This is a genomic window from Streptomyces sp. NPDC098781, assembly GCF_044759995.1.
GTDB lineage: Bacteria > Actinomycetota > Actinomycetes > Streptomycetales > Streptomycetaceae > Streptomyces.
On sequence record NZ_JBIWAK010000011.1, the window covers coordinates 105,861 to 128,508 of the forward strand.

Annotated in this window: 27 protein-coding genes, 1 tRNA gene and 1 riboswitch; of the genes, 9 read left to right on the forward strand and 19 right to left on the reverse strand. The window is 69.1% G+C overall.

From position 1 onward, the window contains the following. Nucleotides 1–3: 3 nt before the first annotated feature. Genes ACIQWG_RS36080 through ACIQWG_RS36090 form a run of 3 tightly spaced genes read right to left on the reverse strand, consistent with a single transcriptional unit; the run spans nt 4 to nt 2,641 of the window. Complete coding sequence (locus ACIQWG_RS36080; RefSeq protein ID WP_404103790.1) at nt 4–1,017, reverse strand: ATP-binding cassette domain-containing protein; 1,014 nt, start codon at nt 1,015–1,017, stop codon at nt 4–6. Between the two features lie 9 nt (nt 1,018–1,026). After that, on the reverse strand, nt 1,027–1,848 hold the full coding sequence (locus tag ACIQWG_RS36085; protein ID WP_404103793.1) for an ABC transporter permease: 822 nt from the start codon (nt 1,846–1,848) through the stop codon (nt 1,027–1,029). Continuing rightward, on the reverse strand, nt 1,841–2,641 hold the full coding sequence (locus tag ACIQWG_RS36090; RefSeq protein ID WP_404104141.1) for an ABC transporter permease: 801 nt from the start codon (nt 2,639–2,641) through the stop codon (nt 1,841–1,843). The genes ACIQWG_RS36085 and ACIQWG_RS36090 overlap by 8 nt, the downstream gene beginning before the upstream one ends. Nucleotides 2,642–2,874: 233 nt before the next feature. On the opposite strand from ACIQWG_RS36090, the gene ACIQWG_RS36095 reads away from it, so the two are divergent. Then, on the forward strand, nt 2,875–5,265 hold the full coding sequence (locus ACIQWG_RS36095; RefSeq protein ID WP_404103796.1) for a transglycosylase domain-containing protein: 2,391 nt from the start codon (nt 2,875–2,877) through the stop codon (nt 5,263–5,265). 10 nt (nt 5,266–5,275) lie between these two features. On the opposite strand, the gene ACIQWG_RS36100 is transcribed toward ACIQWG_RS36095, so the two are convergent. From ACIQWG_RS36100 to ACIQWG_RS36110, 3 genes are all read right to left on the reverse strand, one after another. Then, nucleotides 5,276–5,596: a DMT family transporter gene (locus ACIQWG_RS36100; protein ID WP_404103799.1), complete on the reverse strand. Its 321-nt coding sequence runs from the start codon at nt 5,594–5,596 to the stop codon at nt 5,276–5,278. Between the two features lie 35 nt (nt 5,597–5,631). Continuing rightward, a riboswitch (guanidine-III (ykkC-III) riboswitch) is annotated at nt 5,632–5,703 on the reverse strand. Nucleotides 5,704–5,765: 62 nt separating this feature from the next. Next, nucleotides 5,766–6,122, reverse strand: a complete 357-nt coding sequence (locus tag ACIQWG_RS36105) for a co-chaperone GroES (RefSeq protein WP_029381647.1) — start codon at nt 6,120–6,122, stop codon at nt 5,766–5,768. Nucleotides 6,123–6,177: 55 nt separating this feature from the next. Then, nucleotides 6,178–6,507, reverse strand: a complete 330-nt coding sequence (locus ACIQWG_RS36110; protein ID WP_404103802.1) for a DUF3618 domain-containing protein — start codon at nt 6,505–6,507, stop codon at nt 6,178–6,180. 95 nt (nt 6,508–6,602) lie between these two features. Between ACIQWG_RS36110 and bcp the strand changes: the two genes are divergently transcribed. Beyond that, complete coding sequence (gene bcp, locus ACIQWG_RS36115; RefSeq protein ID WP_404103805.1) at nt 6,603–7,070, forward strand: thioredoxin-dependent thiol peroxidase; 468 nt, start codon at nt 6,603–6,605, stop codon at nt 7,068–7,070. On the opposite strand, the gene ACIQWG_RS36120 is transcribed toward bcp, so the two are convergent. Continuing rightward, on the reverse strand, nt 7,051–7,569 hold the full coding sequence (locus tag ACIQWG_RS36120; RefSeq protein WP_404103807.1) for a GNAT family N-acetyltransferase: 519 nt from the start codon (nt 7,567–7,569) through the stop codon (nt 7,051–7,053). The genes bcp and ACIQWG_RS36120 overlap by 20 nt on opposite strands. A gap of 148 nt (nt 7,570–7,717) precedes the next feature. Between ACIQWG_RS36120 and ACIQWG_RS36125 the strand changes: the two genes are divergently transcribed. The 3 genes from ACIQWG_RS36125 to ACIQWG_RS36135 all read left to right on the forward strand — a co-directional run bounded on the left by ACIQWG_RS36125 (nt 7,718) and on the right by ACIQWG_RS36135 (nt 9,133). After that, a complete protein-coding gene (locus tag ACIQWG_RS36125) occupies nt 7,718–8,371 on the forward strand; it encodes an HNH endonuclease signature motif containing protein (protein ID WP_404103810.1) in 654 nt (217 codons plus the stop codon). Between the two features lie 8 nt (nt 8,372–8,379). Then, the gene (locus ACIQWG_RS36130; protein WP_404103813.1) at nt 8,380–9,045 is read left to right on the forward strand and encodes an HNH endonuclease; all 666 of its coding nucleotides are present in this window, start codon (nt 8,380–8,382) and stop codon (nt 9,043–9,045) included. A 15-nt stretch (nt 9,046–9,060) separates the two neighbouring features. Further along, a tRNA-Leu gene (locus ACIQWG_RS36135) sits at nt 9,061–9,133 on the forward strand. Nucleotides 9,134–9,189: 56 nt separating this feature from the next. Here ACIQWG_RS36135 and rdgB read toward each other — a convergent pair. The 4 genes from rdgB to ACIQWG_RS36155 all read right to left on the reverse strand — a co-directional run bounded on the left by rdgB (nt 9,190) and on the right by ACIQWG_RS36155 (nt 11,568). After that, nucleotides 9,190–9,792, reverse strand: coding sequence for an RdgB/HAM1 family non-canonical purine NTP pyrophosphatase (rdgB, locus tag ACIQWG_RS36140; protein ID WP_404103816.1), 603 nt, complete (start codon nt 9,790–9,792; stop codon nt 9,190–9,192). A 145-nt stretch (nt 9,793–9,937) separates the two neighbouring features. Beyond that, entirely contained in the window at nt 9,938–10,342 is a 405-nt protein-coding gene (locus ACIQWG_RS36145; RefSeq protein ID WP_404103819.1) for a hypothetical protein, read from the reverse strand. A gap of 148 nt (nt 10,343–10,490) precedes the next feature. Continuing rightward, the gene (gene rph, locus ACIQWG_RS36150) at nt 10,491–11,246 is read right to left on the reverse strand and encodes a ribonuclease PH (RefSeq protein WP_404103822.1); all 756 of its coding nucleotides are present in this window, start codon (nt 11,244–11,246) and stop codon (nt 10,491–10,493) included. A gap of 88 nt (nt 11,247–11,334) precedes the next feature. After that, entirely contained in the window at nt 11,335–11,568 is a 234-nt protein-coding gene (locus ACIQWG_RS36155) for a glucose PTS transporter subunit EIIB (protein WP_404103825.1), read from the reverse strand. Between the two features lie 149 nt (nt 11,569–11,717). On the opposite strand from ACIQWG_RS36155, the gene ACIQWG_RS36160 reads away from it, so the two are divergent. Further along, complete coding sequence (locus tag ACIQWG_RS36160) at nt 11,718–13,010, forward strand: PTS transporter subunit EIIC (RefSeq protein WP_404103828.1); 1,293 nt, start codon at nt 11,718–11,720, stop codon at nt 13,008–13,010. Nucleotides 13,011–13,198: 188 nt separating this feature from the next. Further along, a complete protein-coding gene (locus ACIQWG_RS36165) occupies nt 13,199–14,464 on the forward strand; it encodes a PTS transporter subunit EIIC (protein WP_404103831.1) in 1,266 nt (421 codons plus the stop codon). A 107-nt stretch (nt 14,465–14,571) separates the two neighbouring features. Here ACIQWG_RS36165 and ACIQWG_RS36170 read toward each other — a convergent pair whose 3' ends face one another. Next, a complete protein-coding gene (locus tag ACIQWG_RS36170) occupies nt 14,572–15,324 on the reverse strand; it encodes an MBL fold metallo-hydrolase (protein ID WP_404103834.1) in 753 nt (250 codons plus the stop codon). Between the two features lie 275 nt (nt 15,325–15,599). On the opposite strand from ACIQWG_RS36170, the gene ACIQWG_RS36175 reads away from it, so the two are divergent. After that, nucleotides 15,600–16,055 (forward strand): type II toxin-antitoxin system PemK/MazF family toxin, encoded by a 456-nt coding sequence (locus ACIQWG_RS36175; RefSeq protein WP_404103837.1) that lies wholly within the window; start codon nt 15,600–15,602, stop codon nt 16,053–16,055. A 74-nt stretch (nt 16,056–16,129) separates the two neighbouring features. Here ACIQWG_RS36175 and ACIQWG_RS36180 read toward each other — a convergent pair whose 3' ends face one another. The 7 genes from ACIQWG_RS36180 to clpS all read right to left on the reverse strand — a co-directional run bounded on the left by ACIQWG_RS36180 (nt 16,130) and on the right by clpS (nt 21,084). Next, on the reverse strand, nt 16,130–17,080 hold the full coding sequence (locus ACIQWG_RS36180) for a PLP-dependent cysteine synthase family protein (RefSeq protein ID WP_404103840.1): 951 nt from the start codon (nt 17,078–17,080) through the stop codon (nt 16,130–16,132). Nucleotides 17,081–17,085: 5 nt separating this feature from the next. Next, entirely contained in the window at nt 17,086–17,364 is a 279-nt protein-coding gene (locus ACIQWG_RS36185) for a MoaD/ThiS family protein (RefSeq protein WP_393519302.1), read from the reverse strand. Nucleotides 17,365–17,479: 115 nt separating this feature from the next. Further along, complete coding sequence (locus ACIQWG_RS36190; RefSeq protein WP_019759525.1) at nt 17,480–17,575, reverse strand: putative leader peptide; 96 nt, start codon at nt 17,573–17,575, stop codon at nt 17,480–17,482. 186 nt (nt 17,576–17,761) lie between these two features. Continuing rightward, the gene (locus ACIQWG_RS36195) at nt 17,762–18,184 is read right to left on the reverse strand and encodes a Mov34/MPN/PAD-1 family protein (protein ID WP_404103845.1); all 423 of its coding nucleotides are present in this window, start codon (nt 18,182–18,184) and stop codon (nt 17,762–17,764) included. Between the two features lie 160 nt (nt 18,185–18,344). After that, complete coding sequence (locus ACIQWG_RS36200) at nt 18,345–19,784, reverse strand: amino acid permease (RefSeq protein ID WP_404103848.1); 1,440 nt, start codon at nt 19,782–19,784, stop codon at nt 18,345–18,347. A 361-nt stretch (nt 19,785–20,145) separates the two neighbouring features. Further along, the gene (locus tag ACIQWG_RS36205) at nt 20,146–20,754 is read right to left on the reverse strand and encodes a DUF2017 domain-containing protein (protein ID WP_404103851.1); all 609 of its coding nucleotides are present in this window, start codon (nt 20,752–20,754) and stop codon (nt 20,146–20,148) included. Nucleotides 20,755–20,766: 12 nt separating this feature from the next. Next, on the reverse strand, nt 20,767–21,084 hold the full coding sequence (gene clpS / locus ACIQWG_RS36210) for an ATP-dependent Clp protease adapter ClpS (RefSeq protein WP_404103854.1): 318 nt from the start codon (nt 21,082–21,084) through the stop codon (nt 20,767–20,769). A gap of 103 nt (nt 21,085–21,187) precedes the next feature. Between clpS and ACIQWG_RS36215 the strand changes: the two genes are divergently transcribed. Next, a complete protein-coding gene (locus ACIQWG_RS36215; protein ID WP_404103857.1) occupies nt 21,188–22,546 on the forward strand; it encodes a nicotinate phosphoribosyltransferase in 1,359 nt (452 codons plus the stop codon). The last annotated feature ends 102 nt before the right edge of the window (nt 22,547–22,648 follow it).

Consider the following 22,648-nt stretch of genomic DNA (forward strand, 5'->3'; position numbering starts at 1 on the left):
GGGCTACGAGATCGCCCGCTCGGCCTGCGACGGCGGTGGTTTCGGGGTGTCCCCCAAGGAGTGCAGCATCTTCGCGATCACCGCCTCGATGTCCGGCTCCCGCACCGACAGATCCGCCAGCGGATACTCCGCCGCGATCCGCGCCACCAGCACCGCCGCCGACTCGGCCGCCGGGAACGCCAGCCACTGCCGGGGACCCTCCACCTTCACCACGCGCGCGGGCGGCGCCTCGATCGGCGGCAGCTCCCGCTCCAGGTCGACCACCAGGGTCCGCTCGCTCTCCCCCACCTCGTGCAGCCCGGCGAGCGGACCGTCGTACATCAGCCGCCCGCGGTCGATGACCATCACCCGGGAGCACAGCTGCTCGATGTCCTGGAGGTCGTGCGTGGTGAGCAGGACCGTGGTGCCGCGCTCGGCGTTCAACTCCCGCAGGAACTCCCGCACCCTGGCCTTGGAGATGACGTCGAGACCGATCGTCGGCTCGTCCAGGTACAGCACCTCCGGATCGTGCAGCAGCGCCGCCGCGATGTCGCCGCGCATCCGCTGGCCGAGCGAGAGCTGCCGCACCGGGACGTCCAACAGCTCGCCCAGGTCGAGGAGTTCGACGAGGCGGCCGAGGTTCTCGCGGTAACGGGCCTCCGGGATGCGGTACATGCGGTGCATCAGCTTGTAGGAGTCGATCAGCGGCAGGTCCCACCACAGGGTCGTGCGCTGCCCGAACACCACGCCGATGCGGTGCGCGAGCCGTGTGCGCTCCCGGGACGGGTCGATGCCGGCCACCCGCAGGCGGCCCCCGCTGGGCGTCAGGATCCCGGTCAGCATCTTGATCGTCGTCGACTTGCCGGCGCCGTTCGGCCCGATGTAGCCCACCATCTCGCCGCGCGCCACGCTGAAGGAGATCGAGTCGACGGCCCGCACCTGCCGCCGCTCCCGCTTGAGGAAGCCGGTCCTCCTGCGCACGTCGAAGACCTTCTCGACCCCGTCGAGCTCGATGAACGCGTCGTCCCTGTCCGCCATCGCCTGCCCCTAACTCCCCGTACTCCGATACGACCGCAGCCCGGCCCGCCACGCCAGACCGGCCAGGGCACAGCACGCCACCGCCACCAGCGGCGAGGCGAAGGCCGTCCAGCCGGGCAGGGCGATCGGGTACGGCCGCCCCAGCACATGGGCGGCGGGCACCCAGTTGACGAAGGCGAGCGGCAGCATGAACGTCACGCCGCGCACCAGGTCCTTCCCGAACACGGTGGGCGGGTACTGGAGCAGCGTCGTCCCGCCGTACGTGAACGCGTTCTGCACCTCGGCGGCGTCCTGCGCGTAGATCTGGAACGACGCGCCCGCCACGAACACCGCGCAGAAGATCGCCGCGCCGCTGACCACCATCACCGGCACCAGCAGCACCTTCGCGGCCGTCCAGTCGACATCCACCGACACCAGCGCCCAGCACAGCACCAGCGCGCCCTGGGTGATCCGGCCCAGCCGGCGCAGCGCGAACCGGTCCGCGCCGACCTGCGCGAGCACCGGCGCGGGCCGCACCAGCAGCGTGTCGAAGGAGCCGTCGCGCATCCGGGCGCCCAGCACGTCCATCGAGCCGAGCACCAGGTCGGCGATCCCGAACGACGTCGCCGACAGGCCGTACAAGAAGGCGATCTCCGGCAGCGACCAGCCGCCGAGGGTGTCGACCTGCGAGAACATCAGCAGGATCGCCACGAAGTCCAGGCCGGTCACCAGCAGGTTGCCGAGCACCGTGACGGCGAAGGAGGTGCGGTAGGTCATGCTGGAGCGCACCCACATCCCGGCGATCAGCCGGTAGGCCCGCAGCCCTTCGAGCAGTGCGCTCCGCTCACCCACCCTGCACCACCACCCGCCGTGTCGCCGCCGACTGAAGCAGCCGCCCCGCCGCCAGCAGCGCCACCGCCCACACCGCCTGGAAGGCGAACGCCCCGAGCGGATCGGCCTCCCCCATCAGCACATCCGCCGGCATCTGGATCTGCGCCGCCCACGGCAGCGTCCGCACGATCTCGCCGAAGACGCCCGGGAACGCGTTCAGGGGCAGCACCATGCCCGAGAAGAAGATCCCGGTGATCATCAGGGCCTGGTTGACGCCCATGCCGTCCATGAGCCAGAACACGCTCAGGGCCGCCAGATAGCGGATCGCGAAACTGACCACCGCCGCCAGCAGCAGCGTGACCACGAAGGCCGCCCACGGGCCGACGTCCGTCGGCAGCGCCATCGGGAAGAACAGCGCGCCGAACACGAACGGGATCACGCCCCGGCCCACCATCTGGAACAGCGCCCGCCCCATGTCCCCCGCCAGCCACCACAGTTGGAGGTCGGCCGGCCGGTACAGGTCGACGGCGATGTCACCCGTGCGGATGCGCTCCATGAGGTCCTTCTCGGCGCCGCCGCCCTGGATGGCGAGCGTGGCGTACAGGCACTGGCCCAGCCACACATAGGTGACGGCCTGCGTCTGGTCGTACCCGCCCAGATGCGGTCTCTCGTCCCACAGGGCCAGATAGGTGTAGACGAGGATCACGCCGAAGACGGTGTTGGTGAACACCCCGGCGGCCGTGGCCACCCGATAGGTCGCATACCTTCGGAAGCCGCCCACCGCGACGGCCAGGTACAACCGCCACGAGCCCACATCCACAGCCCTCCTCGCCCGTGTCCGGCACCGAAGCGCAGGAGCCTAGTGCGCCGCCGACGACGGCTGCCAGCCAATTTCCGAGGGCCGCCCGCGCGAGAGTCCGGTCACTTTCCGATGACACGCGCGTTTTCCGGGAACGGAGCGCCCGTTGAGAGAGTCTTCAATGGGGGCGCAGCAGGCGTACGAGGCGTACGGGAACGTACGAGGCGAAACAGGAGTCCGTGCACGACATGAGCGACGAGCCGCAGCCGCAGCAGCAGCCGACCGGAAAGCCGAAGCGGCCGAAACGGACGGGCTGGCGGCGCATCATCCCGACCTGGCGCATGGTGCTCGGCACCTTCGTCGTCGGCGTACTGCTGGTCGTCGGCCTGTTCTTCCTCGCCTACTCCCTGGTCAAGATCCCACCGGCCAACGCGCTCGCCACCAAGCAGGCGAACCTCTACCTGTACGCCGACGGCTCGGTCATCGCGCGCGACGGCCAGGTCAACCGGGAGAACGTGACCCTCGCGCAGATCTCCAAGGACGCCCAGCACGCCATCCTGGCCGCCGAGGACCGCGACTTCTACAGCGAGTCCGCCGTCGACCCCAAGGCGATGCTGCGGGCCGCCTGGAACACGGCCACCGGCAAGGGCAAGCAGTCCGGCTCCACGATCACCCAGCAGTACGTGAAGAACTACTACCTGCGGCAGGACCAGACGGTCACCCGCAAGGCGAAGGAGTTCATCATCGCGATCAAGCTGGACCGCGAGAAGACCAAGAACGAGATCCTCGAGGGCTACCTCAACACCAGCTTCTTCGGCCGCAACGCCTACGGCATCCAGGCCGCCGCCCAGGCCTACTACGGCCAGGACGCCAAGAACCTCGACCCGGCCCGCGCCGCCTACCTGGCCGCGCTGGTCAACGCGCCCAGCGAGTACGACGTCGTCGCCCACCCGGAGAACAAGTCCGCGGCCCTCGCCCGGTGGAACTACGTCCTGGACGGCATGGTCGACAAGGGCTGGCTCAGCGGGTCCGAGCGGGCCGGCATGAAGTTCCCGATGCCGAAGGAGGCCGCGACCTCCACCAACCTCTCCGGTCAGCGCGGCTACGTCGTGCAGATCGTGAAGGACTACCTGACCCAGAACAGGATCGTCAGCGCGCAGGAGCTGGAGGCCGGCGGGTACCGCATCACCACCACCCTCCAGAAGGACAAGCAGAACGCCTTCGTCGACGCCGTCAACGACAAGCTGATCTCCAAGCTGGACAAGAAGAACAACAAGGTCGACACCTACGTCCGCGCCGGCGGCGCCTCCGTCGACCCGAAGACCGGCAAGGTCGTCGCGATGTACAACGGCATCGACTACGTCAAGCAGTACACCCCCAACGCCACCCGCAGGGACTTCCAGGTCGGCTCCACCTTCAAGCCGTTCGTGTTCACCTCGGCCGTGGAGAACGGCTCGACCACCCAGGACGGCCGCCCGATCACCCCGTACACGATCTACGACGGCACCAACAAGCGCCCGGTCCAGGGCTGGACGGGCGCCTACGACCCGGCCAACGAGGACGACGTCTCCTACGGCGACGTCTCGGTGCGCGAGGCCACCGACAAGTCCGTCAACTCGGTGTACGCGCAGATGGCCGTCGACGTGGGCCCCGAGAAGGTCAAGGACACCGCCGTCGAGCTCGGCCTGCCCTCCGCCACCCCCGACCTCCAGCCGTACCCGTCGATCGCCCTCGGCACCGCCACCGCCAGCGTCCTCGACATGGCGGAGGCCTACGCGACGCTCGCCAACCACGGCAAGCACGGCACGTACACCATGATCGAGAAGATCACCAAGGACGGCGCCGACGTCATCGAGCTGCCCGAGCGCAAGACCTCCCAGGTCATCACCCGCGAGGCCGCCGACACCACGACCTCGGTCCTTCAGAGCGTGGTCGAGAACGGCACCGGCACCCCCGCCCAGGCCGCGGGCCGGCCGGCGGCGGGCAAGACCGGCACGGCGGAGGAGGACCAGGCCGCCTGGTTCGCCGGCTACACCCCCGAACTCGCCACCGTCGTCGCGGTGATGGGCCAGGACCCGACCACCGCCGAGCACAAGTCGCTGTACGGCGCGCTGGGCGACCCCCGCATGAACGGCAGCGGCCCTCCCACCGCGATCTGGGCCCAGTTCACCAAGGAGGCGCTGAAGGGCAAGCCGGTCACCGAGTTCGACCTGGAGCTCCAGGAGGGCGCGGACGTGCCCCAGTACCCGACGGCCGACCCCACCGAGGGCGACGACGACACCCCGGACCAGGACAACGGCGGCACCACCGGCGACACCACGGGCGGCCAGGACACCGAGGGCCAGACCGGCGGCGAGACCCCGGGCCAGACGGACGGCGGCACCACGGGCGACACGACCGGCGGCGACGCGGACGGCGGCACCACCACCGACGGCGGCACCACCGGCGACACCGGCAACGGCGGCACCACCGACGGGGGGACCACCGACGGCGGCACCACGGGTGACTCCTCCACCGGCGGCACGGACACCGGAGGCGCGACGGGCGGCGACTCCTCCACCGGCGGAACCGACAGCGGCGGAGGCGGAGTGACGTCCGGGAACACGGCGGGGACGCTCAGCACGACCCGCCGGCCGTGAGCGCCGGGGCTCAGTGACCGCTGGTCGCCTTGAGCCCCACCACGGCCACCAGCAGCAGGCAGACGAAGAAGATCCGCGCGGCGGTGACCGGCTCCCCCAGCACCACCATGCCGACCACCGCCGCGCCGGCCGCCCCGATCCCCACCCACACGCCGTAGGCGGTGCCGATGGGCAGGGACCTGGCGGCGTAGGACAGCAGCAGCATGCTGGCGACGATGCCCGCGCCGGTGAACAGGCTGGGCACGAGGCGGGTGAATCCGTCGGTGTACTTCATACCGACCGACCAGCCGACCTCCAGCAGACCGGCGACGACGAGCAGAACCCAGGCCATGACAGGCACCTCCGAGACGTGACGACGTTGTGCGGGGTGCGTCGTCTTTGCGTTCGTCCCGGTACGGCGCGTCTCGTCGGGTTCCTTCAAAGCTAGCAAGGAAACGACAAAAGGGCTGGTGACGATGGTCACCAGCCCTTTTTCCCGTTGAACTACAGGTCCCCGGCCGTCACAGATAGAGCCCCGTCGAGTCCTCCGACCCCTCGAACCGGTCGGCGGCGACGGCGTGCAGATCACGCTCGCGCATCAGCACGTACGCGACCCCGCGCACCTCGACCTCGGCCCGGTCCTCCGGGTCGAACAGCACCCGGTCGCCGGGCTCCACGGTGCGTACGTTCTGCCCCACCGCGACGACCTCCGCCCACGCCAGCCGACGGCCGACGGCCGCCGTGGCGGGGATCAGGATGCCGCCACCGGAACGCCGCTCGCCCTCCGAGGTGTCCTGCCGCACGAGTACCCGGTCGTGCAGCATCCGGATGGGCAGCTTGTCGTGCTGGGTGCTGTGCTCGTTTCTGTTGGCGCTCACGCCTTTGAACCTACCTGCCTTCGCCGCGTCCGTACGCCCGTGGGTCCGCCGTCCGTCAGCCCCTGCGGCGCCGGGTGCCCAGCGCCAGCAGGCCCACGAGACCGACGGCGACGAGCGCGACCGGCACGATGCGCTCCAGCCGGGGCGCGCCCTCCTCGTCGGTGAACTTGGCCGTCACACCGCTCACGGCCCGGTTGACCCCGACATAGGCCCGCCCGAGGGTGTGGTCGATGTTCGAGACCATCTTGGCCTTGGCGTCGCCGACGATCGTCTTCGGGTGCACACGCACCCCGATCTCGTCGAGCGTCTCGGCCAGCGCTGCGCGACGGGCTTTGATGTCCGCCTCGATCTGCGCCGGGGTTCTGGTGTCCGACGTGTCCGCCACCGTACGGCCTCCGAAGTGAAGCTGATGCTGTTTCCGGACAGTCTGTCAGTTCCACCCCGGACCGCACTGTCAGGCTCCCCGGTTACGCTGGTTCGATGAGCGAGCGACTCCAGCCGGGGGACGTGGCCCCCGCCTTCACCCTGCCCGACGCCGACGGCCACCAGGTGTCCCTGGCGGACCACAAGGGCCGCAAGGTCATCGTCTACTTCTACCCGGCCGCCCTGACCCCCGGCTGCACCAAGCAGGCCTGCGACTTCACGGACAACCTGGAGCTGCTGGCCGGCGCCGGCTACGACGTCATCGGCATCTCCCCGGACGCCCCCGACAAGCTCGCCAAGTTCCGCGACAAGGAGTCCCTGAAGGTCACGCTGCTGGCCGACCCGGAGAAGTCCGTCACCGAGTCCTACGGCGCCTACGGCGAGAAGAAGAACTACGGCAAGACGTACCTGGGCGTCATCCGGTCCACGGTGATCGTGGACGAGGAGGGCAAGGTCGAGCGCGCGCTGTACAACGTGCGGGCGACGGGGCACGTCGCGAAGATCATCAAGGACCTGGGTATCTGAAGGAGATCCACACGTCGGGAGCCAGGTCGGCCCGCCCCGGCACCGGCCTGCGCTCCTCGCTCCACATCCCCGGCGCGAGTTCCTCGGCGACCCGCCGCCAGAACCGTACGGCGCCCGCGTTGGCGTCCTGAAAGGCGACGGCCCATTCCCCTGGATGCCGCCGCACCACCTCCCGCACCGCCCCCGACCCGACTCCGGCCCGGCGCGCTCCGTGCACCACGAAGAAGCTGTTGAGCACCCGGGTGGGGCCACCGGCCGCCCTGACGAAGGCGAAGCCGACGGGATGCTCGCCCCTGCTGAACAGATACGGCACCCAGTCGGCATCACCGTTGAAGGCCGCCTCCAGCCGCTCCCTGCGAAACGTCCCGTCCGGGTTGGGCAGTTGCCCGCCGAACTCGGACAGGTCGTGCCGGAACAACAGCCAGAGGCGTTCGACGGTGGGACGGTCGTCGGGGGTGGCCGGGCGCACACGCACCGGCACAGCACTGTGAATGATCATGAAAAAAGCCTCCCGGAATTGCTCGGTCGCCCGAGCCCGGAAGGCTTGCCTGGTGATCCACACCATACCAACACCCCCGTCACCACCCGACCACCGGTTCGTTGCTCCGTACGGGTCATGAACAGGTGACCGAGAGCGGAGGGGCGCGATGGGTGCCAGTGCGTACACCAGGGAGCGGTTGGAAGAGGCGGCTCGGGGGGCGCGGACCTTGTCGGAGGCGCTTGAGCGGTTGGGGGTGGATCCGAGGAGCCCAACGCGGCGTTACATCCGAGAGCGGATGAAGAAGCTGGGGGTGGACACCTCGCACTTCGGCAGCGAAGGGGTCAAGTGGACGAGGGAGATCCTTCAGGCGGCGGTATCGGCCTCGACGAATACATGCGAGGTGCTGCGCCGTCTCGGACTTGAGGTGGTGGGCGGACATCACACTCACATCAGCCGTCGGATCAGGGCGTACGGGATCGACACCTCGCACTTCGAGAGGCCCTCCCGGCGTGGGGAAGTCCGGAGCCCCATGACGCCTGAAGGTCTTCTCGTCGAGCAGCCCTTCGGTCACGCCCGGCGCATCCCGAGCGACCGACTCAGATGGGCGATGACCTCCTCGGGCGTACCGGACCGGTGTGCGCTCTGCGGCACGGAAGCGGTCTGGCGGGGCCATCCGCTGCCGCTGGAGGTCGACCACATCGACGGCAATTGGCGAGACAACCGCATCGAGAACCTCCGGTTCCTCTGCCCCAACTGCCATTCGACCACGGACAACTACCGGGGGCGCGCCAAAGGGCGTGCCGGGAATGGGGCGTCATGAAAGGAGGAGTGCAGTACACCCGAGAGCGGTTGACCGAAGCCGCCGCACAGTGTTCGGACATTGACGAGGTCATCGCGTTCTTCGGCACTCGTCCCTACGGCAACCTCCGCCGCCATCTCTTCCGACGCTTCGACCGCTTCGAGATCGACGTCTCCCACATGCCACGCCAGAGACGCCGGTACGGGCCGCCTGCCAGACCCGCCGACGATGAGCTGCGCCGTGCGGTCGACGGCACGGCCTCCATCGCCGGTGCTCTCCGCGCTCTCGGCATGGAGCCATACAACAGCCGGCTGCGTACCCTTTTCCACCAGTGGGTCGCGGCCGCCGGCATCGACGTCACGCACTTTCTGGGACAGGCCCATCAACGCGGGAAGCCGGGCCCCACTCCGGTCAGGCGCGCGGGTGACATCTTGGTCCGACACGACGGCAAGCGTCGGACGAGAACCCACCTGCTACGGCGTGCGTTGCTCGAGGCGGGTGTGCCCGACGAGTGTGCCGAGTGTGGAGTCGGCCCCGTATGGCTCGGTAGGCCCATGACGCTGGAGGTCGATCACATCAACGGTGACTGGAGCGACGACCGGCAGGAGAACCTGCGCCTGTTGTGCCCCAACTGTCATGCGATCACCGGCACCTGGTGCAGAGGTGGTCAGCGAGGACATACTCTCGCCCAGTAAAGTGGAGCTGGCCGAGCGCCCGTACGCCAATGGCCGAGCGGCGATCTTTAGGTGGTCGTGTTTGTCGGTTCGAATCCGACCGGGCGCACAAGAAGAAGCGGCCCCGCACCGTTGAATCATAGGTGCGGGGCCAGTTTCACGAAGTCAGCCCACCAGCTCCCGCACCACCGGCACCAGGGCCCGGAACGCCTTGCCCCGGTGGCTGATGGCGTTCTTCTCCTCGGGGTTCAGCTCGGCGCAGGTCCGGCTCTCGCCCTCCGGCTGCAGTACAGGGTCGTAGCCGAACCCGTTGGTGCCGGCCGGCACCTGGCGCAGGATGCCCCTGAGCTGTCCCTCGACCACCCGTTCCGTGCCGTCCGGCAGGGCGAGGGCGGCGGCGCAGGCGAAGTGGGCGCCGCGGTGGGTCGCGTCGATGTCGGACAGCTGGGCCAGCAGCAGGTCCAGGTTGGCCTTGTCGTCGCCGTGGCGGCCGGCCCAGCGGGCGGAGAAGATGCCGGGGGCGCCGTTGAGGACGTCGACGCACAGTCCGGAGTCGTCGGCGACCGCGGGCAGCCCCGTCGCCTTGGCCAGCGCGTGGGCCTTCAGCAGCGCGTTCTCGGCGAAGGTGACGCCGGTTTCCTTGACGTCGGGGATGTCCGGGTAGGCGTCCGCGCCGACGAGTTCGTGGTCGAGACCTGCGTCGGCGAGGATCGCCCGGAGCTCGGTGATCTTTCCGGCGTTGCGGGTGGCGAGGATGAGGCGGGTCATGGCGACACAGTAGCCAGGCGGCCCCGGGCGCCCCAAGGCGGGCGCGGAGCGGCCGGAGGGGGCGCGGGGATCTGCGCGACCAGTCACGACGAGCCTGCGGCCGCCCGCCGACGGAACCGGGCAGATGAGTCGCGCCGGCCCGGTGCTACGGCGTGCAGACCTTCGTCAGTTCGCCGGCCGCGTCGGTGATCCCGCTGATGTCGGGGGTGGTGTCACCGTTCTCGACGGCGGTCTGGACGTCGAGCAGGGCTTTGCGCATGTCCGCGGTCGCCTTGTCGAGGTCGGCGTTGTCCGTCTTGCTGCCGATCTCGTCGAGGTTGTCCCCGATGGACACGATCGCCTCGTCGATCTGGGTGGGGTCGTTCGAGGCGTTGTCCACGGCTTGCTGGAGTTCCGTGACGCTGTCGGCGACGGCCTCGGCGGTCTGGACGCAGTCCAGTGCCTTGTTGACGGCGTCGCAGCCGGTGGTCAGTCCGGCGGTCAGCCCGACCGCCGCGATGGTCGCGGCGGCTATGGCGATCCGGCTCCGGCGTCGTCGGCTCGTGGCCATGCTTGACGTTCCCCTCCCTGCACAGGCCCCGCAGGCCCCCCGTGTTCACTGGCCGGGCGCACAGTGGTGTGCCGTACGCCCGTACCCCTAGTGACGCCGGGGATGGCCGCGTGGTTGCCCGAAGCGGCGGCTCTTCTTGGCGCGCCCTTTACTTTTCGAGGACGGTATCAAGCGCCTTGCGCTGGAGGTCTGCCAGCTCCCCGCAGCCCGAAACGGCCAGGTCCAGAAGGGCGTTGAGCTCTTCGCGGGCGAAGGGCTCGGCCTCGGCGGTGCCCTGGACCTCGACGAAGCGGCCGTCGCCGGTGCAGACGACGTTCATGTCGGTGTCGGCCTTCACGTCCTCCTCGTAGCGGAGGTCGAGGAGCGGGACGCCGTCGACGATGCCGACCGAGACGGCGCTGACGGTGCCGGTGAGCGGCTTGCGGCCGGGCTTGATCAGTTTCCTGCCCTGGGCCCAGGCGATGGCGTCGGCGAGGGCGACGTAGGCGCCGGTGATGGCGGCGGTGCGGGTGCCGCCGTCGGCCTGGAGGACGTCGCAGTCGAGGACGATCGTGTTCTCGCCGAGCGCCTTGTAGTCGATGACCGCGCGCAGGGAGCGGCCGATGAGGCGGCTGATCTCGTGGGTGCGGCCGCCGATCTTGCCGCGGACGGATTCGCGGTCGCCGCGGGTGTTGGTGGCGCGGGGCAGCATGGCGTACTCCGCGGTGACCCAGCCCTCTCCGCTGCCCTTGCGCCAGCGCGGGACCCCTTCGGTGAAGGAGGCGGTGCACAGGACCTTGGTGTCGCCGAAGGAGACGAGGACAGAGCCCTCCGCGTGCTTGCTCCAGGCGCGTTCGATGGTGACCGGGCGGAGCTGCTCGGGGGTGCGAGCGTCGATTCGGGAAGTTGAGGAGGTAGCTGCCATGGCGTGAGCCTAGCCGCACAAGGGGAAGGAGCCCCTCCCCGGTGGGAAGGGCTCCTCATGGCCTGAGGCCCGGGACGATGCCCGCGCTTCACATCATGTCTTCGATCTCCGCGGCGATCGGGTCGGCGTCGGTGCCGATGACGACCTGGATGGCGGTGCCCATCTTGACGACGCCGTGGGCGCCGGCGGCCTTCAGGGCGGCGTCGTCGACCAGCGAGGGGTCGCTGACCTCGGTGCGGAGCCGGGTGATGCAGCCCTCGATCTCTTCGATGTTCTCGATGCCGCCGAGCCCGGCGACGATCTTCTCAGCCTTGCTGGCCATGTTGCTTCTCCCTGATCCGAACCGCTTTGTCGCAGTAACCCACAGTTGGCCCATCTTTGCGAGCGGTCATGTCGTCCGTGCCGAAGGATGGCGTTCACGACGTGGAACCGTCCGCCAACTGGTCTACACCACCTTACCGAGGGGCGTCCATGAGTGCCGACAGCTCCGCCATCAGTCCCGCGCGGGCTCGCTGGAACAAGTTCTTCCAGGGCCTCCAGAAGATGGGCCGCAGCCTCCAACTGCCCATCGCCGTACTGCCGGCCGCCGGCATTCTCAATCGCCTGGGCCAGCCGGACGTGTTCGGCGACGACGGTCTGGGCTGGACCGATGTCTCCAAGGTGATGGCGGGCGCGGGCGGCGCGCTGCTGGACGGTTCGCTCGGGCTGCCGCTGCTGTTCTGCATCGGTGTGGCCATCGGCATGGCGAAGAAGTCCGACGGCTCGACGGCGCTGGCGGCGGTGGTGGGGTTCCTCGTCTACTACACGGTGCTGCGGCAGTTCCCGGAGGACTGTCCGGAGGGCTCGAAGGCGGTGCCGAACGTCGGCTGCCAGGTGGAGGACGGGACGGTGACCGTCTTCGAGTACCAGAACCCGGGTGTCTTCGGCGGCATCGTGATCGGCCTGCTGGCGGCCTTCTTCTGGGCCCGCTACCACCGTACGAAGCTGGTGGACTGGCTCGGCTTCTTCAACGGCCGGCGTCTGGTGCCCATCATCATGGCGTTCGTGGCGATCGCCTTCGCGGCGCTGTGTCTGTGGATCTGGCCGCCGATCGGTGACGCGCTGGAGAGCTTCAGCGACTGGATGGACGGCCTGGACGCGTGGGGCGCGGGCGTGTTCGGCGTCGCCAACCGGGCGCTGCTGGTCATCGGGCTGCATCAGTTCCTCAACGTGCCCATCTGGTTCCAGTTCGGCACGTACACCAAGCCGGACGGCACGGTGGTGCACGGTGACATCAACATGTTCCTGGCGGGCGACCCGGATGCGGGCCAGTTCACCTCGGGCTTCTTCCCGATCATGATGTTCGCGCTGCCGGCCGCGGCTCTCGCCATCACCCACTGCGCGCGTCCCAGCCGCCGCAAGGAGGTCGGCGGCCTGATGCTGTCGGTCGCGCTGACGTCGTTCGTCACCGGCATCACGGAACCGATCGAGTACTCGTTCCTGTTCGTCGCCCCGGTGCTGTACGCGGTGCACGCGCTGCTGACGGGTGTGTCGATGGCGGTGACGTGGGGGCTGGGCGTGCACGACGGGTTCAGCTTCTCCGCCGGGCTGATCGACTACATCATCAACTGGAACCTGGCGACCAAGCCCTGGGCGATGATTCCGATCGGTCTGTGCTTCGCCGCGGTCTATTACGTGATCTTCCGTTTCGCGATCACGAAGTTCGATCTCCGGACTCCGGGCCGGGAGCCCGAGGACCAGGTCGAGGACACCACGAGGGTGTAAGCGTTCCGCGCCGGGTACGGCGTAGCCGTTTCGTCACAGAAATCGCGGGTTCCTTATCCGGCCTTCACCGTGCTACAACAGGTCTACACCACTCAGTGGTGTAGACCATGCGGCGCTTCCGCATGGCGATGAGACGCCGCCGTCCCCATCCTTTTCCCCGGGCGGCGCCATGCCCTCTGGAGGAAGTTGTGACCACGGCCAGCGCCGCTCCCGCGGCCGACAAGAAGAAGAGCGCCGGCGCGATGGCTGTCCTGCAGCGTATCGGCCGCAGTCTGATGCTGCCGGTGGCCGTGCTGCCCGCCGCCGCGCTTCTGGTCCGCTTCGGCAACGCCGACATGCTCGGTGACCCGGAGTACCCCGCCTTCCTGACGAAGATCGCGGGCTTCATGACCGCCGGCGGCAACGCCATCCTGGACAACATGGCCCTGCTCTTCGCGGTGGGCATCGCGATCGGCTTCGCGAAGAAGTCGGACGGCTCGACCGCGCTCGCGGCGGTCGTCGGCTACCTGGTCTTCAAGAACGTGCTGGGCACGTTCACCGACGGCAGCCTGCCCAAGAAAGAAGCCATAGTCGACGGCAAGATCGTCATGGTCGAGCAGGCGGTGGACGCCAAGGTGCTCGGCGGCGTGGTCATGGGCATCGTCGTCGCCCTGCTCTACCAGCGCTTTTACCGCACCAAGCTGCCCGACTGGGCGGGCTTCTTCGGCGGCCGCCGGCTGGTCCCGATCCTGTCGGCCTTCGCAGGCCTGATCATTGGCATCGTCTTCGGCTACATCTGGCCGGTCCTCGGCACCGGTCTGCACAACTTCGGTGAGTGGCTGGTCGGTTCGGGCGCGGTCGGCGCCGGCATCTTCGGTGTCGCCAACCGTGCGCTGATCCCGATCGGCATGCACCACCTGCTGAACTCCTTCCCCTGGTTCCAGGCGGGCGAGTACGAGGGCAAGAGCGGCGACATCGCCCGCTTCCTGGCCGGTGACCCGACGGCCGGACAGTTCATGACCGGCTTCTTCCCGATCATGATGTTCGCCCTTCCGGCCGCCTGCCTGGCGATCGTGCACTGCGCCCGCCCCGAGCGCCGCAAGGTCGTCGGCGGCATGATGTTCTCCCTCGCGCTGACCTCGTTCGTCACCGGCGTGACCGAGCCCATCGAGTTCACCTTCATGTTCATCGCGCCGGTCCTGTACGCCATCCACGCGGTGCTGACGGGTGTCTCCATGGCGCTGACCTGGGCACTCGGCATGAAGGACGGCTTCGGCTTCTCGGCCGGCGCGGTCGACTTCGGCCTGAACCTCGGCATCGCGACCAACCCGTGGGGCCTGGCGCTGGTGGGCCTGTGCTTCGCGGCGGTCTACTACGCGGTCTTCCGGTTCGCGATCATCAAGTTCAACCTGCCCACGCCGGGCCGTGAGTCCGACGAGGAACTCGCCGAGCTCCAGAAGGCGGAGGCCAAGTAGGCCCCACACCACGACGAAGGCCCCGGGACCGAAGAGGTTCCGGGGCCTTTCTCGCGCGTACGGGCCCGAACCCCGTACGGGCTGCTTCTCGACCGGCTGTTCGCCGGCTAGATCTCGTACACCTGGCTGGGCGCGGCGAGCGCCACCGGACCGTCGTAGACCTCGCGCGCGTCGGCCAGGTTGACCTGGGGGTCGGTCCACGGCGGGATGTGGGTGAGGACCAGGCTGCGGGCGCCCGCGCGCGCCGCCGACTGACCCGCCTCGCGCCCGTTGAGGTGCAGGTCGGGGATGTTCTCCTTGCCGTGCGTGAAAGCCGCCTCGCACAGGAACAGGTCCGCGTCGCGGGCGAGTTCGTCCAGGGCGGTGCTGATGCCCGTGTCGCCCGAGTAGGTCAGCGTCCTTCCACCGTGCTCGATACGGATGCCGTACGCCTCCACCGGGTGGGCCACGCGTTCCGTGTGCACCAGGAACGGGCCGATCTCGAAGGTGGAGGGCTTGACGGTGTGGAAGTCGAAGACCTCGCTCATGGACGAGGCGGTGGGGGTGTCGGCGTAGGCGGTGGTCAGGCGCTGTTCGGTGCCCTCGGGTCCGTAGACCGGGATCGGGTCGCAGCGGCCGCCGTCGTGCCGGTAGTAGCGCGCGACGAAGTACGCGCACATGTCGATGCAGTGGTCGGCGTGCAGGTGGCTGAGGAAGATCGCGTCGAGGTCGTAGAGACCGCAGTGGCGCTGCAACTCGCCAAGGGCACCGTTGCCCATGTCGAGAAGCAACCGGAAGCCGTCGGCCTCGACGAGGTAGCTCGAGCAGGCCGATTCCGCGGACGGGAACGACCCCGAGCAGCCGACGACGGTGAGCTTCATGAAACAGAAACCTCCGCTGGCGGGAAATCCAGAAGATCGGGAATTGGGGCGTCGGGGGTCGTGCGGTTTGTCGAGCGTAAGGCGCAAAACCTCCGGTCGCTCCTCCGCAAAGGTCTGTTGTGGGCGAACTCACCTGTGGTGTCACGCGTTCGGCTGGATACGCGGCGCGAGAAACGAGAGGTGCGTGCGAAGCACTCGTACAGGGGTGGTGGGGGCGACGGATGGGAGGGGGAGAACGCGCGCGCGGGTGAGGGCCCGCCGGTACCTTCGTCCTCATGGACACGTCCTGGTGGCTGGCGCTCGCCGCGGTGGTACTGCTGGCGCTGGTCGCCACGCTCGTGGACGGGTGGGGACGCGGGCGGCGGCCGAAGGGGCGGCGGACCCGGCCGCCGGGAAGACCGGGGCGGCGTCGTGCGTCGGCCAAGCCGGTGCCCGCCGAGATCTGGTGGGCGAGGGTGCCGTACGAGGACGGGCCGGGGGCGAAGGACCGGCCGTGTCTGGTGCTCGCGGTGCGCGGGCAGCAGGTCACCGTCGCGAAGATCACCAGCAAGTACCGGGACGAGCGGTACGGCGTCATCCCGTTGCCGCCGGGTGCGGTCGGGGACGCGCGGGGCCGGGCGAGTTTTCTGGAGACGGCCGAGCTGCGGCTCGTGCCGGTGTGGGACTTCCGGCGGCGGGTCGGGGTGATGGACCCGGTCGTGTGGGACCAGGTCCGTCACCTCTCGCCGTAGGGCGCCGTCACTCGCCCCGTCCGGGCCCGAGCCCTGTGATCAGGCCCTCGCGGGCCCCGAGCCGGCGGGCCGGCTCATGCCCAGAGCTGACCCTGGAGCGTCTCGATGGCCTCTTCCGTCGTGGCGGCGGTGTAGACGCCGGTCGACAGGTACTTCCAGCCGCCGTCGGCGACGACGAACACGATGTCGGCGGACTCCCCCGCCTTCAGCGCCTTGTTCCCGACGCCGATCGCGGCGTGCAGCGCGGCCCCGGTGGAGACGCCCGCGAAGATGCCCTCCTGCTGGAGGAGTTCACGGGTACGGGTGACCGCGTCGGCCGAGCCGACGGAGAAGCGGGTGGTGAGGACGGAGGCGTCGTACAGCTCGGGTACGAAGCCCTCGTCGAGGTTGCGCAGGCCGTACACCAGGTCGTCGTAGCGGGGTTCGGCGGCGACGATCTTCACGTCCGGCTTGTGCTCGCGCAGGTAGCGGCCGACGCCCATCAGGGTGCCGGTGGTGCCGAGGCCGGCGACGAAGTGCGTGACCGAGGGGAGGTCGGCGAGGATCTCCGGGCCGGTGGTGGCGTAGTGGGCGCCGGCGTTGTCGGGGTTGCCGTACTGGTAGAGCATCACCCAGTCGGGGTGCTCGGCCGAGATTTCCTTGGCGACCCGTACGGCGGTGTTGGAGCCGCCCGCCGCCGGGCTGGAGATGATCTCCGCACCCCACATGCCGAGCAGGTCCCGGCGCTCCTGCGAGGTGTTCTCGGGCATCACGCAGACCATGCGGTAGCCCTTGAGCTTGGCCGCCATGGCCAGGGAGATACCGGTGTTGCCGCTGGTGGGTTCGAGGATCGTGCAGCCGGGAGTCAGCCGGCCGTCCTTCTCCGCCTGCTCGATCATGTGCAGGGCGGGGCGGTCCTTGACCGAGCCGGTGGGGTTGCGGTCCTCCAGCTTGGCCCAGACGCGGACGTCCTCGGACGGCGACAACCGCGGCAGGCGCACCAGAGGGGTGTTGCCCACCGCGGCGAGCGGGGAGTCGTAACGCATCCTGATCAGGCCATACCGCCGGCCACCGCCGGCAGGATCGTGACGTTGTCGCCGTCGGCGAGCTTGGTGTTGATGCCGTCGAGGAAGCGGACGTCCTCGTCGTTCAGGTAGACGTTGACGAAGCGGCGCAGCTGGTCGCCGTCCACGATGCGGGCCTGGATGCCCGTGTGCCGGGTCTCGAGATCGGTGAACAGCTCGGCGAGGGTGTCACCACTGCCCTCCACCGCCTTCTGACCGTCGGTGTAGGTGCGGAGGATGGTGGGGATGCGGACCTCGATGGCCATGGCTCAGGGCTCCTGTCGGGAGTAGTCAGTCGGGGGCGCGCGGCAGCGCAGTACAGCGGAGGGTGGTGCGTGTGAGGCGCCGCGGCTCACGGCCGTACGGCGGCAGGGTGTCGCGTCAACAGATGGCGCTGGCGAGCCTGCACAGGTCGACGTGCAGCCGCGCCACGAGCAACATGCCCGGCGTCTTTTCGCTCACGTCGTGGGAAACCATGGGGTCATCGTATCGATTCCCGGTCCGGCTTTTGGAATGTGATCCCACATCGCGGACACATTCCGGCCGACAGCTGAGACAGCGCCCCCGGAAGGGGCGCGGGGCTGCATCGATGTGCGGCTCGCCGCGCGGGCGCGACCAGCCACGACGGCGACGCGGACGGCCACGGCCCCACCTGCGGAGCAGTCAGTAGGCCTCGACGACCTTGACCTCCTCCTCCGTCACCTCGCCGTCGACGATCCGGAAGGAGCGGAACTGGAAGTCGCCGAGGCCGTCGGTGTCTGCGGTGGAGACGAGGACGTAGTGGGCGCCGGGCTCGTTGGCGTAGGAGATGTCGGTGCGCGAGGGGTAGGCCTCGGTGGCGGTGTGGGAGTGGTAGATGACCACCGGCTCCTCGTCGCGGTCGTCCAACTCGCGGTAGAGCTTGAGCAGGTCGCCGGAGTCGAACTCGTAGAACGTGGGCGACATGGCCGCGTTCAGCATCGGGATGAAGCGCTCGGGGCGGTCCGAGCCCTCCGGGCCGGCGATGACGCCGCACGCCTCGTCCGGGTGGTCCTTGCGCGCGTGGGCGACGATCTGGTCGACAAGGGCCTGGGTGATGGTCAGCATGCTCGCCAGGATAAGCAGAGGGGCCGCCCCGTACCGAGGGATGGTACGGAGCGGCCCATATGCCGGACGTGGGGACGTCCTTGGTGCGGACGTCCTGAGCGGCAGCCGGCCGGGGGCGCCACGAGTGCCCCCGGCCGGCTGGACGTCCACGGTCTGGGTGTCAGCCGACCTTTTCCAGTTCCGACCCGTCGCCGCGGCGGGCGGCGATCTGCGGGTTGCGGCTCTTGAGAACCGCCCAGCCGACGCCCAGGGCCACGGCCCAGCCGGCCGCGACGTACAGGCAGACCCGCGCGTCCTTGTCGTACGCGATCATGCAGGTCACGCCGATGAGGAAGAGGAGCGCGACCCAGCTGAACAGCGCCCCGCCGGGAGCGGGGAAGGACGACGCGCGCAGCCGGCCGGCGTCCACCGCGGCACGGTAGCGGATGTGGCTGACGAGGATCATCATCCAGGTCCAGATGCCGGCCGCGGTGGCGACGGAGGTGACGTAGAGGAACGCCTTCTCCGGGACGACGTAGTTCAGGACCACGCCGATGCCCATGAGCGCCACGGAGACCGTGATGCCGATGGCGGGCGTCTTGCGGGAGTTGAGCTTGCCGAACGCCTGCGGGGCCTCGCTGTTGGCGGCCAGGTCGCGCAGCATGCGGCCGGTGGAGTACATGCCGGAGTTGCAGGACGACAGGGCCGCGGTGAGCACCACGAAGTTCACGATGCCCGCGGCGAGCGGGATGCCGATCTTGCCGAAGGCGTGGACGAAGGGGCTCTCACCGGCGGAGAACTCGGTCCACTTCACCACGGACAGGATGACCAGCAGCGCGCCGACGTAGAAGACGATGATGCGCCAGGGCAGCGTGTTGATGGCCTTGGGCAGGGTCTTCTCGGGGTTCTCGGACTCGCCCGCGGTGACGCCGACGAGCTCGACGGCGAGGTAGGCGAACATGACGCCCTGGAGCGTCATCAGGCTGGAGCCGATGCCGTTCGGGAAGAAGCCGTCGTGCGACCAGAGGTTGGAGACGGCGGCGGTGTCACCGGCGTCGGAGAAGCCGAGGGTGAGCACGCCGAGACCGATGACGATCATGCCGATGATGGCCGTGACCTTGATCATCGAGAACCAGAACTCGACCTCGCCGAAGATCTTGACGGAGATCAGGTTGACGCCGAAGAGCACCACCAGGAAGACCAGGGCGCTGACCCACTGCGGGATCTCGGGGAACCAGAAGTGGATGTAGATCGCGGCGGCCGTGAGCTCGGCCATGCCGGTGACCACCCACATCAGCCAGTACGTCCAGCCCGTGACGAACCCGAAGAACGGGCCGAGGAATTCCCGGGCGTACTCGGCGAAGGAGCCGGAGACGGGCCGGTACAGGAGCAGCTCGCCCAGGGCCCGCATGATGAAGAAGATGACGACGCCCGCGAGGGCGTACATGAGGATGATGCTGGGTCCGGCCTTCGCGATGTTCGCTCCGGCACCCATGAACAGGCCGACGCCGATGGCGCCGCCGATCGCGATCATCTGGACCTGACGACTGCCGAGACCCCGCTCGTACCCCTCCTCGGGGGCACTCGTGGCCGCTGTGTCAGTGACCTTCGGTGAGGTCATGTGTGGTGCGCCTTTCTCCATGCCGACCCGGGCCCTTCGGCGGCCTCGGATCGGGTCTCGATCCCCCCGGATTGCTGGAGCTGTGCCTGACCGACGATCCGCCGGTCACGTGGCGCACCCGGCCGAACATTCGGGTGGTGTTCGCCGGGCGTCGTGAAGATTTATCACGGCCGTCACAGTGATCGGTTAAGGCGCATGTGGCGCACCACACAGGAAGAACCGGACAAACGCAACGCCGCCCCCCATTGCGGGTGGCGGCGGTGACGCGATCGTTATCCGGATTTGAGCGTCCGCTGAGCGAACACAAAAACGTCACAAACCAACACATCAAGGTCGCAAATCACGGCATGCGCGTCGCGAACTACGGCATGAGCGTCCCGACCAGCGTCTCCTGGAGCCCGCCCAGCCACAGATACGCCATCACCATCGGCTTGCGCGGATCCTCGTCCGGGAGCCGGTAGAGCAGATCGGTGTCGTCCTCGTCGGCGATGTCCAGCCGGGAGCCGATGGCCAGCCGCAGGTCGTTGAGGGCGCCGAGCCACTGCTGGGACTCCTCGACGGAGAGCTTCAGCACCGCGCCGCCCTCACCGGCGGAGGCGGTGCTCAGCGAGTCCAGACAGCGGACCACCGTGAGCGCGTTGTCGCGCTTGCCGGCCCGCAGGTCGTTCTCGGTGTAGCGGCGGAACTCGGCGGAGTACGCCCGCTGCTCCTCGGCCTCCTGAGCCTGCGGGGTGCCCTCGGGGTCGCTGTAGGCGTCCGGGAACAGCCGCTTGAGGACCGGGTCGGCGGGCGGTTCGCTCGGGCCGTCGGCGAACAGCTCGGCGAGCGGGTCGTCGGGGGCGTCCTCGCCGGGGCCGGGGCCGATCAGCTCCAGGAGCTGCACGGCCAGCGATCGGATGATGGAGATCTCGACGTCGTCGAGGGCGACGGCCGCGCCGCCGCCGGGGAGCGGTTCGAAGGTTCCTGGCATGGAGACGATTCGCTACTTCCGGTCCTGCTGGAGGGTGGCCCACAGACCGTAACCGTGCATCGCCTGCACATCGCGTTCCATCTCCTCGCGAGAGCCGCTGGAGACGACCGCCCGGCCCTTGTGGTGGACATCGAGCATGAGCTTGGTGGCCTTGTCCTTGGTGTAGCCGAAGTACGACTGGAAGACGTAGGTCACATAGCTCATCAGGTTGACCGGGTCGTTGTGCACGATCGTGACCCAGGGGACGTCCGGCTCGGGGACGGCGACTGTCTCCTCCGCCGATTCGGTGCGTTCGATCTCTACGGGAGCGGGTGACGTCACAGTGCCCATGCTGCCACCGGAGGGGGGTGGTCGCACAAATCCCGGGCGAACCCCCGGCTCACCCCCGGGACCAAATCGTCAGATTGACGAGATGGGGGTACCATCGGTTGCCATGAACACAGCGGACCTTGGGCTGCCGGTGCACGTACCCTCCACGGCGCTCTTCACGGACCAGTACGAGCTGACGATGCTCCAGGCCGCCCTGAAGGCGGGCACGGCCGAGCGGCGGAGCGTGTTCGAGGTCTTCACCCGGCGGCTGCCCGAAGGCCGGCGCTACGGCGTCGTGGCCGGCACCGGCCGGGTCCTGGACGCCGTCGAGAACTTCCGCTTCGACGACGGCCTCCTCGGCTTCCTGCGTGAGCACTCCATCGTCGACGAGCAGACCCTGAAGTGGCTCGCGGACTACCGCTTCTCCGGCGACATCTGGGGCTACCCCGAGGGCGAGGTCTACTTCCCGGGCTCGCCGATCATGCGGGTAGAGGGCAGCTTCGCCGAGTGCGTGCTGCTGGAGACCGTGATCCTGTCCATCCTCAACCACGACTCCGCGATCGCCGCGGCCGCCTCCCGGATGTCGTCGGCCGCCGGTGACCGCCCGCTCATCGAGATGGGCGCCCGGCGCACCCACGAGCTCGCCGCGGTGGCCGCCTCCAGGGCCGCCTACCTCGGCGGCTTCGCCTCCACCTCCGACCTGGCGGCCGGCTTCCGCTACGGCATCCCCACCGTCGGCACCAGCGCCCACGCCTTCACCCTGCTGCACGACCGCGAGCGCGACGCCTTCCAGGCCCAGGTGGCCTCCATGGGCCGGGGCACCACGCTGCTCGTGGACACCTACGACGTCGCAGAGGCGGTCCGTACGGCCGTGGAGGTCGCCGGTCCGGGCCTCGGCGCGGTCCGGATCGACTCGGGCGACCTGCTGCTCGTCGCGCACCGGGTCCGCCAGCAGCTGGACGAGCTGGGCGCCACCGGCACCAGGATCATCGTGACCTCGGACCTGGACGAGTACGCCATCGCCTCCCTGGCGGCGGCGCCGGTGGACGCGTACGGCGTCGGCACCCAGCTGGTGACCGGGTCCGGGCATCCGACCTGCTCGATGGTCTACAAGCTGGTCGCGCGCGCCGAGTCCACCGACCCGGCGGCGCCGCTGGTGGCGGTGGCGAAGAAGTCCAGCGGCGGCAAGACCTCCATCGGCGGGCGCAAGTGGGCGGCGCGCCGCCTCGACGAGTACGGCGTCGCGGAGGCCGAGGTCGTCGGCACGGGGGCGGTGCCCGACGAGCTCGCCGACCGGCAGCTGCTGGTCGAGCTGATCAAGGGCGGCGACGTGGTGGCGCGCGAGCCGCTGGACGCCGTACGGGACCGGCACACGGCGGCCCGGGCGAATCTGCCGCTGTCGGCGACGCAGCTCTCGCGAGGAGAACCTGTCATTCCGACGGAGTATGTCAACGGGCGCTCGGGGAGCCGGACGGGGTCGTGAGGCGAGTGCGCCCGGCGCGCTCACTCCGTGCCCCCTCCCGCACCGCACCCGAAGTCTCTAGGCTCGGAAGTTCACGGCCGGGCCCGCACGCTTTCACCGTCC

Excerpts from the sequence above, each read along its gene's own strand:
- ACIQWG_RS36190 (WP_019759525.1), bottom strand. The coding sequence starts at position 17,575 with ATGGTTTCCCACGACGTGAGCGAAAAGACGCCGGGCATGTTGCTCGTG.
- ACIQWG_RS36205 (WP_404103851.1), bottom strand. The coding sequence starts at position 20,754 with ATGCCAGGAACCTTCGAACCGCTCCCCGGCGGCGGCGCGGCCGTCGCC.
- ACIQWG_RS36170 (WP_404103834.1), bottom strand. The coding sequence starts at position 15,324 with ATGAAGCTCACCGTCGTCGGCTGCTCGGGGTCGTTCCCGTCCGCGGAA.
- rdgB (WP_404103816.1), bottom strand. The coding sequence starts at position 9,792 with ATGACCCGCCTCATCCTCGCCACCCGCAACGCCGGAAAGATCACCGAG.
- ACIQWG_RS36095 (WP_404103796.1), top strand. The coding sequence starts at position 2,875 with ATGAGCGACGAGCCGCAGCCGCAGCAGCAGCCGACCGGAAAGCCGAAG.
- ACIQWG_RS36120 (WP_404103807.1), bottom strand. The coding sequence starts at position 7,569 with ATGATCATTCACAGTGCTGTGCCGGTGCGTGTGCGCCCGGCCACCCCC.
- ACIQWG_RS36160 (WP_404103828.1), top strand. The coding sequence starts at position 11,718 with ATGAGTGCCGACAGCTCCGCCATCAGTCCCGCGCGGGCTCGCTGGAAC.
- ACIQWG_RS36125 (WP_404103810.1), top strand. The coding sequence starts at position 7,718 with ATGGGTGCCAGTGCGTACACCAGGGAGCGGTTGGAAGAGGCGGCTCGG.
- ACIQWG_RS36100 (WP_404103799.1), bottom strand. The coding sequence starts at position 5,596 with ATGGCCTGGGTTCTGCTCGTCGTCGCCGGTCTGCTGGAGGTCGGCTGG.
- ACIQWG_RS36200 (WP_404103848.1), bottom strand. The coding sequence starts at position 19,784 with ATGACCTCACCGAAGGTCACTGACACAGCGGCCACGAGTGCCCCCGAG.
- ACIQWG_RS36080 (WP_404103790.1), bottom strand. The coding sequence starts at position 1,017 with ATGGCGGACAGGGACGACGCGTTCATCGAGCTCGACGGGGTCGAGAAG.
- ACIQWG_RS36180 (WP_404103840.1), bottom strand. The coding sequence starts at position 17,080 with ATGCGTTACGACTCCCCGCTCGCCGCGGTGGGCAACACCCCTCTGGTG.
- ACIQWG_RS36155 (WP_404103825.1), bottom strand. The coding sequence starts at position 11,568 with ATGGCCAGCAAGGCTGAGAAGATCGTCGCCGGGCTCGGCGGCATCGAG.
- ACIQWG_RS36215 (WP_404103857.1), top strand. The coding sequence starts at position 21,188 with ATGAACACAGCGGACCTTGGGCTGCCGGTGCACGTACCCTCCACGGCG.
- ACIQWG_RS36185 (WP_393519302.1), bottom strand. The coding sequence starts at position 17,364 with ATGGCCATCGAGGTCCGCATCCCCACCATCCTCCGCACCTACACCGAC.
- bcp (WP_404103805.1), top strand. The coding sequence starts at position 6,603 with ATGAGCGAGCGACTCCAGCCGGGGGACGTGGCCCCCGCCTTCACCCTG.
- clpS (WP_404103854.1), bottom strand. The coding sequence starts at position 21,084 with ATGGGCACTGTGACGTCACCCGCTCCCGTAGAGATCGAACGCACCGAA.
- ACIQWG_RS36175 (WP_404103837.1), top strand. The coding sequence starts at position 15,600 with ATGGACACGTCCTGGTGGCTGGCGCTCGCCGCGGTGGTACTGCTGGCG.
- ACIQWG_RS36195 (WP_404103845.1), bottom strand. The coding sequence starts at position 18,184 with ATGCTGACCATCACCCAGGCCCTTGTCGACCAGATCGTCGCCCACGCG.
- ACIQWG_RS36145 (WP_404103819.1), bottom strand. The coding sequence starts at position 10,342 with ATGGCCACGAGCCGACGACGCCGGAGCCGGATCGCCATAGCCGCCGCG.
- rph (WP_404103822.1), bottom strand. The coding sequence starts at position 11,246 with ATGGCAGCTACCTCCTCAACTTCCCGAATCGACGCTCGCACCCCCGAG.